This is a genomic window from Paenibacillus helianthi (assembly GCF_001909055.1).
Lineage (GTDB): Bacteria > Bacillota > Bacilli > Paenibacillales > Paenibacillaceae > Paenibacillus_AQ > Paenibacillus_AQ helianthi.
In genome coordinates, this window is the sequence record NZ_LVWI01000081.1 from 34,108 (window position 1) to 47,536 (window position 13,429).

Consider the following 13,429-nt stretch of genomic DNA (forward strand, 5'->3'; position numbering starts at 1 on the left):
CTTGATCCCACTATGCTGAGTTTTAAAATCCGCCACCTTACCGTTCTTTCCCTAGCCCTAACCCTGATTGCCGCGGGCTGCAACAGTAACAAAACCCCAAGCAATGCGGAAAGTGCCGCCCCTGCTTCATCCGGAAGCACAGAGCCGACAGCCGCCGGTACCGAAGTCAAGGCGGGCAAGCTGGACATCAAGGTCAGCTTTTACCCGATGTATGAGTTCACCAAAAATATTGCCGGCGATTTGGCCGATGTGGAAACGCTGATTCCAGCAGGTGTAGAGCCGCATGACTGGGAGCCGACGGCTCAGGATATGGCTGAAATATCTGCTGCCGACATGCTTGTATACAACGGTGCCGGTATGGAGGGCTGGGCGCAGCAGGTGATCGGAAGTGCTTCCGGCACCCCGCTGATTGCTGTTGAAGCCAGTAAAGGGCTGAATATTATGGAAGGTGTGGAAGAGGAAGAAGAGGATCACACCGGAGCGGAAGATGATCATGCTCCTGAAGAAGGCGAACATACTGATGAAGAAGGCGGGCATACCGATGAAGGCCACGACCATGGCGGTCTTGATCCGCATGTCTGGCTGGCACCTTCCCTTGCCATCAAGGAGGTTCAGACGATCACCGCCGCTTTGTCCGCAGCGTCTCCTGAGAATGCTTCAACCTTCAAATCGAATAGTGATGCCTATGTCGCCAAGCTGGAGCAGCTTGACCGGGATTTTAAGGAAGGTCTGAAAGATACAAAGCGCAAAGATTTCATCACCCAGCATGCTGCCTTCGGCTATCTGGCGAAGGAGTATGGCCTGACGCAAGTCCCAATCGCCGGTCTTTCTCCAGAGCAGGAGCCTTCCGCCGCCCAAATGGCCGGTATTGTGGAGTTCGCCAAGGCACATGATGTGAAAACCATCTTTTTTGAAACCCTGGTATCATCCAGTGTCGCTGATACGGTCGCCCGGGAGATTGGTGCCAAGACCGCGGTGCTCAATCCGATTGAAGGCTTGACCGATGAGGACCGCAGCAGCAATCTGGATTACTTGAGTATTATGCGTAAGAACCTCGAAGCGCTGAAGACAGCGTTGAACGAATAGAGTTAGATACAATACACCTATGAAGGGGGAAGTTGAAGCAGCATGGCCAAGAAATCGAAGATCGTGAAAGAAATGAAGAGGCAGAAACTTGTAGCAGAATATGCTGACAGACGGAGAGCGCTGAAGGCAGAGGGGGATTATATGGCTCTGCAAAAGCTGCCGCGCGATTCGTCACCCACCCGGCAAAAGAACCGTTGTGCCGTTTCCGGCAGACCCCGGGGATACCTAAGCAAGTTTCAGGTTTCAAGGATTATTTTCCGGGAGCTTGCGCTCAAAGGACAAATCCCCGGCATTACCAAATCAAGCTGGTAACCGGTTCGACTGTATACCCGTTTCAGATAGAACGGCTGTTTCTCTGCTTAAGCGGAGAGATAGCCGTTTTACTGTATATACAAGGTTTTACCAAATATAGGGCGGTTAGGCTTTGCCTGATGAAGCAGGGTGAATTATGATAGTAGACAAATGTAACCGACCTTGAAGGAGGCCAGATCATGAGTTATACCGATACGTTCATCCGTGTAGCTGTCGATTGTCCGGTCGAGACAGGTATTATTCCTGTGTCTGCACGCCTGCACCCGCCGGTCCATGTCATACAGTATGAGCTGCTCTCAGGGTCGCCTTATACTTATACCCATGAAGAACTGCTGTACGAGGTACATGTGCGCCATAAGGAGATTCCTGACCAGGAGAGAGCGGAGCATAAGGAGGAGATCTGGACTGAGCTTTTCTCCAAAAGCCACCCTTGCTTGCGCGCCTCCATGCTGCCCAAAAGATATGGCTGGGGTATCCACTATAATCATGAGGGGAAAATCGCCCTGTATGGCAAAGAGTCCCCGGAGTATGATCATTTCACATCCGATAGCGTGAGCTGCGTCAGGCAGCTGAATGCGATGCGCAACCAAAAATGACAAAGAGGAGCACCGAATTTGCATAAATATATTGAAGAGATCACGCTAAATACCTGGCCTGCAGAGCAAAGTGTGCTGCTGGAGGGCTGGATACTCCGCACCTCGGCAGGCTACACCAAACGTGCGAATTCAGTAAATCCGCTATATGGACTGGATGCCCAGCAGGGCGGACTGGAAATCATGGACAAAATCCGCCTCGCCGAGCAGTATTATGCGGGAGCCGGGCTGAACACCGTATTCAAAATCACTCCCTTCATCCAGCCTGGAGACCTGGACGGACGTCTGGCTGAGCAGGGCTACGAGATCGTGGAGCCTTCTTCGGTCAGAACTCTGGATCTGCAGGATCTGCCCGTTCCAGCTGGAAGGTACAATGTCCGAATCTGGGAGGAACTGACAGAAGACTGGCTGGAGGCTTTCGCGGGAATGACAGATCTGTCGTCTGCAAGCCGGGATACTCTGCGCAGAATGCTGTCCGCTTCCTCTTTGAAGCAGGGATATGCCCTGTTGCTAAAGGATGAGATGCCAGCGGCCTGCGGGCTCGGTGTTATCCAGCACGGGTACATCGGACTATATGATGTATGTACAGCTCCTGCATTCCGCCGGCAGGGGATGGCGGAGGAAATGCTGTGCAGCCTGTTGAACTGGGCCAAAAATCTGGGGGCGGCCCATTCTTTTCTTCAGGTGGTGCAGGCCAATGCAGGGGCTTCAGCACTATATGACAAGCTGGGCTTCCAGGAAATTTATCAATACTGGTACAGAGTGAAGAGCCGGCATTAGGAGGAGAAAACCGTATGTCAGAGTATTGGAGTACAAGATTTGCCCGCGAGGGTATGATCTGGGGGAATCAGCCCAGTCCATCGGCTTTTCAGGCCAAAGCATGGTTTCTTGAGCATGGAGTAAAATCCGTTTTGGTTCCCGGTGCTGGATATGGACGCAACACCAAGGTGTTCTCCTCTGATATGGACACTTATGGGGTAGAACTCAGCCATGCTGCCCTGGAACTTGCCGCAGCGTGGGACGGTGGAACCCGATTTATTGAAGGATCGGCATTGAAGCCTCAACTGGACATTACGGTAGATGCAGTATATTGCTATGATGTTCTTCATTTATTTCTTGCCGCAGAGCGCCGACGGCTCATAGACGCCAGTCTTGCGCAGCTCCGGCCCGGAGGCCTGATGTATTTCACCAGCTTTTCCGATGAAGACCCAAACCATGGCCACGGGATAATGCTGGAGCCAGGCACATATGAATATAAGGAAGGGAAGTACGCCCACTTTTTCAGCGATGCGGATTTGCGGGAGCATTTTGCCGCAGTGGAGATTGTGGAGACGGGAACCTTTACTGAATCGCTGCCAAGCCCCGGAAGCGGGACGCATGAGTACATATTGAGGTCTATCCTCGCGCGTAAGAGAAAATAAGGATGAAGGTAAATCATAGCAGGGCGCGGCCCTATATTATTTACAGGCCGCGCCGGGAATCAGACGAATTTCCCCTGAGAGGGGACGGATAGCTCCTTGAATGTCTTGCATAAATGGGCGAATTCCGTGGACAGCTCGGGCACGGACATGGGCAGTCCATGCCCGGTCATTACGATCCGCGGGTCAAGGAGAGCCAGCTTGCGGACGGACTTCTCCGCCTCTACCCAGTTTGTTGTGAAATAGGCCGGAGGACCGTGCAGCTCCTTGTGCTGGGTGATGACTGCAAAAGCTGACTCCTGCTTGACAGTGATCACGGCATCCCCGGCAATTAGCACCTTGTCGTCAGGCCGGAAAAGTGAAATATGGCCAGGGCTGTGGCCTGGTGTATGCACCCAAGTCCAGCCTTCCGCGTAAGGGACTGTACCATTTTGCGGAAGCGGATGAACAGCATCCCCAAGATTAATCCCCCTGTGCGGGTATAGCGGCGATACGGTTGCCATGAGGCCTCCACCCACAGCAGGATCAGCCGGAGGATAATCCCGGGAGCCTGTGAGATAAGGGAGCTCCAAGCGATGTGCGTACACCGGAACCCCTTTCCATTCCTCCAAAAGCTCCTTTAGATTGCCAACATGATCAAAGTGACCATGTGTCAGGATAATGGCTGCCGGCGGCTTGCCGAACCGCTCCCAGGAAGTTTGCAGAATGCTCCCTGCGAAATTGCCCAGTCCGGTGTCAACCAGGATCCAATCTGATGCAGAATGACCTATATAGACAACGTTGACAAATAATGTCCGAAGACCGGCTACACCCTCTGCTACATCCCAAGTGTCGGTCAGGCCGGCCGTCAATATTCCATTCAATTCCACCCGCGCACCTCCTGTGTTTTTATGAAGATTAATCTGGACGTCTTCTTGTAGTATGACCTTTTATTAACATATACATTAAAGGTTTCACGCTGAGGAAGCAGGAGTAACACCAAAAGGCCCTCTTCCAAAGGAAGCAGGGCCTGGTGATGGTATAATAAGCAGTTATGCGCAGTTGCAGTATGTAGCTTGCGGCTTTCTTGATTTCTCGCTGAAACGGATACCTGAAAGCGAATCGCAGTATCCCTGCTTCGAGAGCATTAGCTTTTTTAACAGACGGCGAAGCCGTTTTCTTCTTGTTATCGCCGTTCGCAGTCAGCAAACAGGATATGGCGCGGAATATGGAAGAAATTCTCGGCTTTTTCCTGCAGCGCCAGTGTAGGAAGGTGGCATTGATGCAGCCATTTGCGGAACGTTCCGGGATGGACCCCGATCCAAATGCTGACATCCGTAACGGAAAAATCATATACCATGCACAGCCCCGTAAGAATCACATTACTCTGGGGGGAATGGGCATTGGATCTTTTCATGAAGCGTGAAGGCGTCGGCTGGCATACAATCGGACTTTGCCGCAGAAGAGCCTCATTGAACAAGATATGGGACGGATAGCCTAGAATACGGCAGACCTTCTCCAGATTGGTTCTGGAAGGAATACGTCCTTCATAGACCCATGCGCTAACGCTGCGTGAAGAGACGGAGAGTTCTTCCGCAAGCCGGGACAGCTTCATGTCTTTAGCCATTAGAATGGCAAGCAGCACGCGGTTGCGGATCTGGCTGCGCTTCGGCCGGCGGAATCGTTTGACCCGTACACCTTGTCCAAGATATTTGCGGTTGATCAGAGACCAGGCCTGAATTTTATGTGATTCTTGCTGATTCTTAGGCATAATTCCTCCGATATACTGATTTAATAATTTAGTAAATTTTCTGGTTCGGCTTTATATGACTTTAACATTTCGGTTACACTTTCGTCCAGGGTGAAATGCTTGGCGGTCCGCCTGTGCTTAAGTTTCTTTCAGAAGTGATGCTGGTATGATATATTTTTAGTAATCTATTTTACAATACTTAAGGCGCAGGGAGCGATATAGATGATTAAGCACATTGTATTCTTCAAATTAAAAGACCGTGCTCCGGAAAAAGTCCAGGAAACCGTAGCGGTGCTCCGGAACATGGAAGGCAAGATTCCACAGCTGATCTCCATCGAGGTGGGGGCTGATCTCGTTCACTCTGAGCGTTCTTTTGATATTGCGCTGGTGACGGTAGTCGCTTCTATGGAGGATTTACAGGCGTATCAAGTGCATCCGGCCCATAAGGAAGTCATAGCACACATCAACGAGGTCAAAGAAGTCTCATTTGCCGTGGATTACGAAATCTAGGATAGAATGCAGAATAAGGCGGCAACCGCCATCAAATACCGGAAGGTGTGACGTCTATGCGAGAGCTTGAATACCCGATGGAAGCGTTAACCTATTTGGTCGTTTTTCTGGCCGCGTGCATCATTATGCTGTTCTGGCTGAAACGCCGTGGCAAACGGGGGAAATAGTCCGGACTCTGCTAGCCGCTCAATTGCCACATCACCTGACTTGGAGGGTCTACTGTGTACTATGTTAACCGGAAACAGATCGAAACTATACTCGGGCAGATACCCGATATCAATACCGGACTGCGGGGAGCGTCAGCCTCGTGGGATGGCGGAACATTCATGGGATTAGTTCAGGAAAGATGTCTGCATCTGGCGATCGAGGTTGTTACCGATGTAGGCAGCTCTTTGATTGACGGATTCATTATGCGTGATGCCGGAAGCTACGAGGACATTATTTCCATCATCCATGAGGAAAAGGTTTTTGCCGGCAGCGGCCTATATGATTTGCTCATCCAGCTTGTGGCGCTCCGCAAGCCATTGGTACAGGATTACTATGTATGGGACCGTACGGCACTTCACCCGCTTGCCGCGCTGTTGCCGGAGGCACTGGAGCAATTTGCGGCCGAGGTGCGAAGCTATCTGGATCAGGAGCTGGGCGCACAGGCTCCAGTGTAACGTTGCAGCGGCAACAGGGATATAACGATATAAAGGTGACCACAGGCGTCAGCTGTGAAAGGAAGGGGTCCTTGATGATGAAGAAGGGGCAGGAAAGCGGATCTACGAGGCGCATGATTATGACGCTCCTGAAGATGAAAGGCCCGCTGACGATCGGTGCGCTCGCGGAGGAACTGGGAATAACCGAAATGGGCGTCCGGCGGCATGTACTGCAGCTGGAGCAGGAATCGCTGGCCAAAACCAAGGTCGTCCGCCAGGCGATGGGTCGTCCGCTGCATGTGTATTCGCTGACAGAGCGGGCGGAAGACCATTTTCCCAAAAACTATCATAATCTGGCACTGGAGCTGCTGCGTGAGCTGGATCACGGAAGTGGGCTGGATGCGGTTAATGTGCTGTTTGAAGGCCGAAAAAAGCGTATGCTAGCTCAGTATTCACCCATGATGGAGAACCGTGATCTGGAGGAACGGGTTGCCGAGCTATCCTCCATTCAGAATGCAGGCGGCTATATGGCCGAGTGGAACCGGGAAGAGGACGGCACATTTGTGATGCAGGAGTACAACTGTCCGATCCGCCAGGTGGCAACCCAATACCGCAAGGCATGCCAGTGTGAACAGGGGCTGTTCGAGGAACTGCTGAGCGCGAAGGTTACCCGAACGGAATGTATGGCTGAAGGCGGTCAGAGCTGCCGGTATGCCATAGCGCCCCTTAAGAAAGACAAAACTTCGGAAATGAGCGGATAATCTGTCACAAGACAAACTCTCTTTGCTTATGATGTAGCAGAACTAGGCGATAGCCCGGATGGCCGGGCAGAGGCTCAAAACGATTCCAAGGGAGAGATGAAAGATGAAAAAAGACAACAAAAGCTTGCTGTGGGGTATTCTGGCAGGTACTGTGGTAGGTTCTGTAACGGCTTTGCTGTTCGCCCCTAAGCCAGGCAAGGAGCTGCGCAAGGACATTGCGGAAGGAACTGCTGGAGCCATAGATAAAGTGCAGGAAGTTGCCGGAACGGTAAGTGAAAAAAGCACGGAGCTGTACAGCAAAACCAAAGACGCTGCCCTCACTGTCGTCACTGAAGTCAAGGAATGGAGCAAGCAATATACCTGTGCCGATGAAGAGGAGAAGGCTGCGGTAAGCGGTATTGTTGCTGAAGGTGAAGAGACTGGCATCATTTATGATGAAGCTGGTGAAGAGCTTGATGAGCTGGTAGAGCTGGATGTGCTGGATGCTGAATCCGATGCCGAAGCGGCTTTGGAAGATGACACCGAAAATGACAAAGATGGCAGCAGCATCGCCTAGGCGGGCGGATATCACCTTTTCAAAAAAAAATTCACATGGTTCACGCCATCAATCATACTTGTACCTCCCGGCCATGAGCCGCTTTTCGCATTCCGGCGGAGGGCGGCTCTTGAACTGTCCCGCAAATTGGAGTATTATCTGCAATTGGGGCTGAAGCCCAGGTACATTTTGTTTTTGCTCTACATAAGCTACACAAAACAAGTAAAAAGGAAGCGGTGTGTTCGTGCAGCAAGCTATCGCAATACTAGACTCAGGTGTAGGGGGACTAACAGTTGTCAAGGAAGTGATGAGACAGCTCCCGCGGGAGAAGATCATTTATTTTGGCGACACCGCAAGGGCCCCGTACGGACCCCGTTCGACAGAAGAAGTGAAAATGTTCACCGAACAGATTGTGGACTATTTAATTCAATTTAATCCAAAAATGATTGTTATTGCCTGCAATACAGCAACTGCGGCCGCACTTGACTATATCTCAGCGAAAGTATCTATTCCCGTTATCGGCGTCATCCATCCCGGCGCACGTGCAGCCATAAGCGCAAGTAAAACAGGTCAGGTGGGTGTCATTGGCACTGTGGGCACAATCAAGAGTGGCGCCTACACCGCTGCTCTGAAGCAGCTCTCCCCGTTCGTTCAGGTGGTCAGCCAGGCCTGTCCGGCGCTTGTCCCCTTTGTGGAGCAAGGGATGTTCCGTTCGGAGGAGAGTCATATCGCAGTGGCGGAATCGCTCAATGGCATCAAATACGAGCCCATCGACACGCTGATTCTGGGCTGTACCCATTACCCGTTCCTGGTAGAACCCATAGGCAAGGTGATGGGGCCGGGGGTAAAGCTGATCAGCTCGGCGGACGAGACCGCAAGAGAGATTAGCACGATCCTGTATGACAAAGGAAAGCTGTCCAGCGGGGACGAAAGCCCAATCCACCAGTTCTTCTGCAGTGGAGATGCGGAGATGTTCCAGCGGATCGCCCGGGATTGGCTCGGGGAGCAGATAAAGCGCACGCCCGTGGTATGGCAGGTGTCTTCGCTCTAAGAATCGCAGCAGTGAGTTGATTAGGGACAAACCCCTGATTCAGGGGTGATTTTAGAACTGAAACTTGAGGCCGGGACAGCAAATGTTCCGGTCTTTTGCTGCATCTGGCTCATCAAAAATTTCATGGTGGACAGCACAGTCTGCATAGAATGGATTAGTGGGCTGTGTCCGAATGTCTCCCGTGAACTTTCCGGCTGATGGCATTGGATGACACTAACTAGAGGGCCGGGAGGATGAGACATATGCAGCAGTATATTGCCCGCAAGGGAGACACTGTTCACCGGATTGCCGCGAGGCATGGACTTACACCGGAGCACGTGATACAAGGAAATCCATGGGCAGGGAAGCAGCCGTATTTATACCCGGGGCAGGTTTTGTATCTGCCTTCTGCTCCGCGCAAACGCTATGTTGTGCAGGAGGGCGATGATGCCTTGAGTATTTCCGCCTGGTTTGGAGTGGGTGTAGGGGAACTTGAAAAGCTGAATCCGGGCGTGAATTGGGCCTACGGGTGTTCACCCGGCAAAGTGCTGGTCATTCCTGAGGCAGCACCTCAAACGGTTGTGTTTCTGCGCGGGGAGTACGGACCTGCGGACATGGAAGAGGATATTGGAAAGCTGCTCATTAGATATCCTTTTCTCCATGCTGAAAGTATAGGCACAAGCATTCTGGGTAAGCCGCTCCATCTGCTGCGGATTGGCAGCGGGCCGCGCCATCTTCACGTCAATGCGTCACTGCATGCGAATGAATGGCTGACATCGCCCTGTCTTATGTCTTTTGTTGAGCAGTATGCGGCGGCCTATGCTGCAGGCGAGGACTGGAATGGCCATAATCCTGGAGCGTGGTACAACAACTGGACATTATGGGCTGTGCCCATGGCTAATCCCGACGGGGTGGAGCTGGTTCAGGAAGGGGGATGGCCTGGTCATCCCTATTACGATGAGCTGAGAACATGGAACTGTGGACGGCGCAGCTTCCGTCACTGGAAGGCCAACATCCGCGGTGTGGATCTCGGAGACCAGTTTCCCGCCCATTGGGAGGAGGAGCGGAATCGGCGGGCCGTGTCAGGTCCGGGACCGCGTGATTACAGCGGAAGGGCTCCATTAAGTGAACCGGAAGCTGCTGCCCTGGCGCAGCTGGCGGAGAAGGTTCCCGGCGATGCGGCCGTATCACTGCACAGCCAGGGAGGTGAGATTTACTGGAATTACCGGGGCTATGAGCCTCCGGAGAGCAAGGCACTGGCAACCCTGCTCGCGGCAGCCAGCGGCTATAGGGCGGTTGAATTGAACGGCAGTGATGCCGGATACAAGGATTGGTTCATTCAGCGCTTTCGCCGGCCCGGCTTCACCGTGGAGCTGGGGAGTGGCAAAAATCCGCTTCCGCTGGCTGATTTTGAGGATATGGCACTGGAGACCGGTCTTGTTTTAGCAGCCATTCTTTCAAATTTCAAATAAAAATGAAACAATTCCTGCAAATTTGCGTAATATACCAGCAAAGGGTACGGCCGCAGTCATTCCTAGATGCGCTTCGCGGCTGGATCCTTTTTTTTTATGAGGCTGCCACATACAAAACTTTTAGGAGGACCCATATGAAACTGAGAAAACTGCTGTCGCTTAAGCAATGGTCCCATATATTCCGCAGCTCCTGGCAGTATGTCATCTCCCCGAATGTGGCAATGCCGGACAAGCTGCTATTCACAATACCGGTAATCTTATATTGGGTGCTGCCTGATTTCATGCCATTTCTGCCGATTGATGATATTGGTGTAACGATGCTGCTCATGGGCTGGTTCGTCTCGCGGATGGAACGCAAATACCCGGCTCTGGAGACCGGAAGATGAAGGTTTAGAGAATTTTCCCCGCCTCATCCGGATCTATTTCGCCATTATGGTTGCTTTTACGGGCTGATTTCCTTAAAATAAATTATTGAGTATTTAAACTATAGATGCCTGGGAGATGGATGAGAATGAACGTCAAAATTACCCGCAATGCGGCTAAAGTGATAAAGAAAACGATGGAACTTGAAGGCAACAGCGAGTTGAAGCTGCGCGTAGCTATTACACATGCCCACGGCGATCATGCTCACTACGGCCTTGACCTGGACACGCCTAAGGAAAACGATGTTATCGTATCCACGGATAAAGAAATTGATGTAATTCTTGACCCGAACCAGCCGTTGCTGGACGGTGTGAAGATCGATTATCTGTACTTCCCAGAAGAAGGTTTTGTTATCACTAATCCGTCTAAAGGAAATCATGGCGATCACTAAGTGTTCGCCCGTATTTTACGGACATAAAGAAGGGTTGCTCCATGGCTAACGATATACGTATTTGTGACGAATGTAATCATATCAAGATGAAAAGTATCCTCCCCAAGCTGCGCAAGATGGCGCCGGACGCCGAGATTAAAACCGGGTGTATCTCCTATTGCGGCCCTTGCGGCAAGCGGCCGTTTGTCTATATTAACGGACGGTATGTCAGTGCCCCTACTGAAGATGAGGTGCTGGCCAAAGCCGAGGCATTTGTGAAACAGCCGGTTACTAAGGACTAGGCACACAGTGTTGCAGCATCACCTCCGCTGAGAGAAGCGGGGGGTTTTTTGCTTTTTCCGCCCCTATCCTGCGTGTTTGGGTTTGCGCGGAGGCCCATGATATAATGGTGAGGTTCTCAAAATCAGATAGATACATAGGAGGTAATGGAGCCAATGAAGCATATTGCCGATGGAACGATTCTGAATAACGGGATTGTCATGCCCCGGTTTGGACTGGGTACTTACAAGGCAGAGGGCGAAGAGGTAGCCCAGGCTGTTGCAACTGCACTGGAGCTGGGATACCGGAGTATTGATACCGCTGCGGTCTATGGCAATGAGGAAGAGGTAGGCCGCTCGATAGCTGCCAGCGGCGTTGCGCGGGATAATCTTTTCGTCACGACAAAGGTATGGAATTCCGACCAAGGCTACGATGAGACATTAAGAGCCTTCGAAATCAGCAGCAAAAAGCTGGGTCTGGACATCATTGATCTCTATTTGATCCACTGGCCGGGCACGGATAAATATAAAGCTACCTGGCGTGCACTGGAACGGCTATATGCTGAAGGCCGCGTCCGGGCAATAGGCGTGAGCAATTTCCAGATTCACCATCTGGAAGAATTGCGTAAGGATAGTGAAACAGTGCCTGCGGTGAACCAGGTGGAGCTGCATCCGCGTTTTATCCAAAAGGAGCTGCATGACTACTGCGCCAGCCGCTCCATTCAGATTGAAGCCTGGGCCCCTCTGATGAAGGGCAGACTGCAGGATAATGAGCTGCTGCAAGGAATTGCAGGCAAGCACAGCAAGGCGGTATCCCAGGTTATTTTACGGTGGGGGCTGCAGAACGGAATCGTGATCATCCCGAAATCGGTAACTGCATCGAGAATTAAGGAAAACAGCGAAATCTTCGATTTCGAGCTGTCGGCGGATGAGCTGGCTGCCATCAGCGGACTGGATGCCGGTGAGCGAGTGGGCTCCGATCCGGACAAGGTGCTATTCTAAATACAAAAACGGACATATTCCTTATTGGGAAATGTCCGTTTATTTATTTTTGCAGAGTGGTGTTGCCTGCCTGTATGCTGGTTTATTGCGGATTGCGCGGAGGGAGGGGGCCCAGGTATTGATAATACTGGCACTCGATACGACCGTTGTACAGCTTGCGCCGTTTGTCCGCCTTGCGTCCGTAGAATTGTTCGAATTCCTTATAGGGGCTGATGGCGAAAAAGGACCATGTCGGAAGATACAGCATCATTTCACCGAATTGGCGGGTGAGCTTCTCCACTTCCTTGTCATTACTGATCCGTTCCCCATAAGGGGGATTGGTGATGATGCAGCCGTATTCGCCTTGCGGTCTGGCCTTAGCGGCAGCTATAGCCTGAAATGTGATCTCGCCGGCAAGTCCGGCACTCTTGGCATTGGCTTCGGCGATTTCAATCGCTGCGGGATCGATGTCTGTGCCGGTCAGCTGCAGCGGATAGTCGTCGCGGACAGCGTCAAAGGCTTCCTCGCGTGCTTCTTCCCAGAGACGCTGCGGGATTTCCGGCCAATGTTCGGATGGAAATGAGCGCCGCAGGCCTGGCGCAATATTCCAGGCAATCATCGCCGCTTCAATCAGGAGCGTGCCGGAGCCGCAACATGGATCATACAGCGGACGGTGGCCGTTCCAGCGGCTGATCTGGATCAGCGCGGCAGCCATGGTTTCCTTCAGCGGTGCTTCCGTTGCCTGGCGGCGGTATCCGCGTTTGTGCAGCGCAGGACCGGTGGTATCCAGCGTAATCAGAGCGGTATCATTTAGAAGAATCACTTCTACCACATACCGTGGGCCGTTTTCCGGGAACCATTCGGTACGATAGGATAGCTTCAGCTTTTCGACAATAGCTTTCTTGACAATGCCCTGACAGGCAGGTACGCTGGTAAGCTGGGATTTATGCGACCTTCCTTCTACAGGGAATTCTCCGTTTTCGGGAATCCAGTCCTGCCACTCCATGGCTTTGACGCCTTCAAACAGCTCGTCGAAGGTTTTGGTCGGGAACTGGCCCATTTTCACTAAAACACGGTCAGAAGTCCTGAGCCAAAGATTACAGCGGCAGATATCGATGTAATCTCCACTGAACAATACCCGGCCATTCTCGACCGTAGTCTCATAACCCAGTTCGTTTAATTCACGTGCTACAACAGCTTCCAGCCCCATGGGGGCGGTAGCAATCAATTGTAATTTGCCCAAATTCGCTCAACTCCGTTTAACTTGTGGATGAATACATATAACCTTTA

Annotated in this window: 18 protein-coding genes; 15 read left to right on the plus strand and 3 right to left on the minus strand. The window is 51.9% G+C overall.

Annotated elements, in window-relative coordinates; translation table 11 throughout:
• The first annotated feature begins 12 nt into the window (after positions 1-12).
• The 5 genes from A3844_RS27190 to A3844_RS27210 all read left to right on the plus strand — a co-directional run bounded on the left by A3844_RS27190 (position 13) and on the right by A3844_RS27210 (position 3,412).
• On the plus strand, positions 13-1,086 hold the full coding sequence (locus tag A3844_RS27190) for a metal ABC transporter substrate-binding protein (protein WP_074109084.1): 1,074 nt from the start codon (positions 13-15) through the stop codon (positions 1,084-1,086).
• 42 nt (positions 1,087-1,128) lie between these two features.
• On the plus strand, positions 1,129-1,398 hold the full coding sequence (gene rpsN, locus A3844_RS27195; protein WP_074101006.1) for a 30S ribosomal protein S14: 270 nt from the start codon (positions 1,129-1,131) through the stop codon (positions 1,396-1,398).
• 179 nt (positions 1,399-1,577) lie between these two features.
• On the plus strand, positions 1,578-1,994 hold the full coding sequence (locus A3844_RS27200) for a DUF6157 family protein (RefSeq protein WP_074109085.1): 417 nt from the start codon (positions 1,578-1,580) through the stop codon (positions 1,992-1,994).
• An 18-nt stretch (positions 1,995-2,012) separates the two neighbouring features.
• Positions 2,013-2,771: a GNAT family N-acetyltransferase gene (locus A3844_RS27205; protein ID WP_074109086.1), complete on the plus strand. Its 759-nt coding sequence runs from the start codon at positions 2,013-2,015 to the stop codon at positions 2,769-2,771.
• A gap of 14 nt (positions 2,772-2,785) precedes the next feature.
• On the plus strand, positions 2,786-3,412 hold the full coding sequence (locus tag A3844_RS27210; protein WP_074101008.1) for a class I SAM-dependent methyltransferase: 627 nt from the start codon (positions 2,786-2,788) through the stop codon (positions 3,410-3,412).
• A gap of 59 nt (positions 3,413-3,471) precedes the next feature.
• Here A3844_RS27210 and A3844_RS27215 read toward each other — a convergent pair whose 3' ends face one another.
• Both A3844_RS27215 and A3844_RS27220 read right to left on the minus strand, forming a co-directional pair.
• Positions 3,472-4,278, minus strand: coding sequence for an MBL fold metallo-hydrolase (locus A3844_RS27215; RefSeq protein ID WP_143186202.1), 807 nt, complete (start codon positions 4,276-4,278; stop codon positions 3,472-3,474).
• A 296-nt stretch (positions 4,279-4,574) separates the two neighbouring features.
• Positions 4,575-5,159, minus strand: a complete 585-nt coding sequence (locus tag A3844_RS27220; RefSeq protein WP_074086067.1) for a helix-turn-helix domain-containing protein — start codon at positions 5,157-5,159, stop codon at positions 4,575-4,577.
• 201 nt (positions 5,160-5,360) lie between these two features.
• Here A3844_RS27220 and A3844_RS27225 point away from each other — a divergent pair, with 201 nt between their 5' ends.
• The 10 genes from A3844_RS27225 (at position 5,361) to A3844_RS27270 (ending at position 12,160) form a co-directional block, all read left to right on the plus strand.
• On the plus strand, positions 5,361-5,648 hold the full coding sequence (locus A3844_RS27225) for a Dabb family protein (RefSeq protein ID WP_074086068.1): 288 nt from the start codon (positions 5,361-5,363) through the stop codon (positions 5,646-5,648).
• A 221-nt stretch (positions 5,649-5,869) separates the two neighbouring features.
• Positions 5,870-6,310: a DUF86 domain-containing protein gene (locus tag A3844_RS27230; RefSeq protein WP_074086069.1), complete on the plus strand. Its 441-nt coding sequence runs from the start codon at positions 5,870-5,872 to the stop codon at positions 6,308-6,310.
• 74 nt (positions 6,311-6,384) lie between these two features.
• The gene (locus A3844_RS27235) at positions 6,385-7,050 is read left to right on the plus strand and encodes a helix-turn-helix transcriptional regulator (RefSeq protein ID WP_208619464.1); all 666 of its coding nucleotides are present in this window, start codon (positions 6,385-6,387) and stop codon (positions 7,048-7,050) included.
• A 103-nt stretch (positions 7,051-7,153) separates the two neighbouring features.
• Positions 7,154-7,606, plus strand: coding sequence for a YtxH domain-containing protein (locus A3844_RS27240; RefSeq protein ID WP_074109087.1), 453 nt, complete (start codon positions 7,154-7,156; stop codon positions 7,604-7,606).
• A 223-nt stretch (positions 7,607-7,829) separates the two neighbouring features.
• A complete protein-coding gene (gene racE / locus A3844_RS27245) occupies positions 7,830-8,636 on the plus strand; it encodes a glutamate racemase (protein ID WP_074086071.1) in 807 nt (268 codons plus the stop codon).
• A gap of 242 nt (positions 8,637-8,878) precedes the next feature.
• On the plus strand, positions 8,879-10,087 hold the full coding sequence (locus tag A3844_RS27250) for a M14 family metallopeptidase (RefSeq protein ID WP_074109088.1): 1,209 nt from the start codon (positions 8,879-8,881) through the stop codon (positions 10,085-10,087).
• Between the two features lie 134 nt (positions 10,088-10,221).
• The gene (locus A3844_RS27255) at positions 10,222-10,473 is read left to right on the plus strand and encodes a hypothetical protein (protein ID WP_074086073.1); all 252 of its coding nucleotides are present in this window, start codon (positions 10,222-10,224) and stop codon (positions 10,471-10,473) included.
• 125 nt (positions 10,474-10,598) lie between these two features.
• Positions 10,599-10,901 carry a HesB/IscA family protein gene (locus A3844_RS27260; RefSeq protein ID WP_074086074.1) on the plus strand — a complete coding sequence of 101 codons (303 nt, stop codon included), beginning with the start codon at positions 10,599-10,601 and terminating at the stop codon, positions 10,899-10,901.
• Positions 10,902-10,942: 41 nt separating this feature from the next.
• On the plus strand, positions 10,943-11,182 hold the full coding sequence (locus tag A3844_RS27265) for a YuzB family protein (protein ID WP_074086075.1): 240 nt from the start codon (positions 10,943-10,945) through the stop codon (positions 11,180-11,182).
• 153 nt (positions 11,183-11,335) lie between these two features.
• Positions 11,336-12,160, plus strand: coding sequence for an aldo/keto reductase (locus A3844_RS27270; RefSeq protein WP_074109089.1), 825 nt, complete (start codon positions 11,336-11,338; stop codon positions 12,158-12,160).
• 82 nt (positions 12,161-12,242) lie between these two features.
• Here the strand turns inward: A3844_RS27270 and A3844_RS27275 are convergent, their stop codons facing one another.
• Positions 12,243-13,382, minus strand: a complete 1,140-nt coding sequence (locus A3844_RS27275) for a THUMP domain-containing class I SAM-dependent RNA methyltransferase (protein ID WP_074109090.1) — start codon at positions 13,380-13,382, stop codon at positions 12,243-12,245.
• Positions 13,383-13,429: the final 47 nt, after the last annotated feature.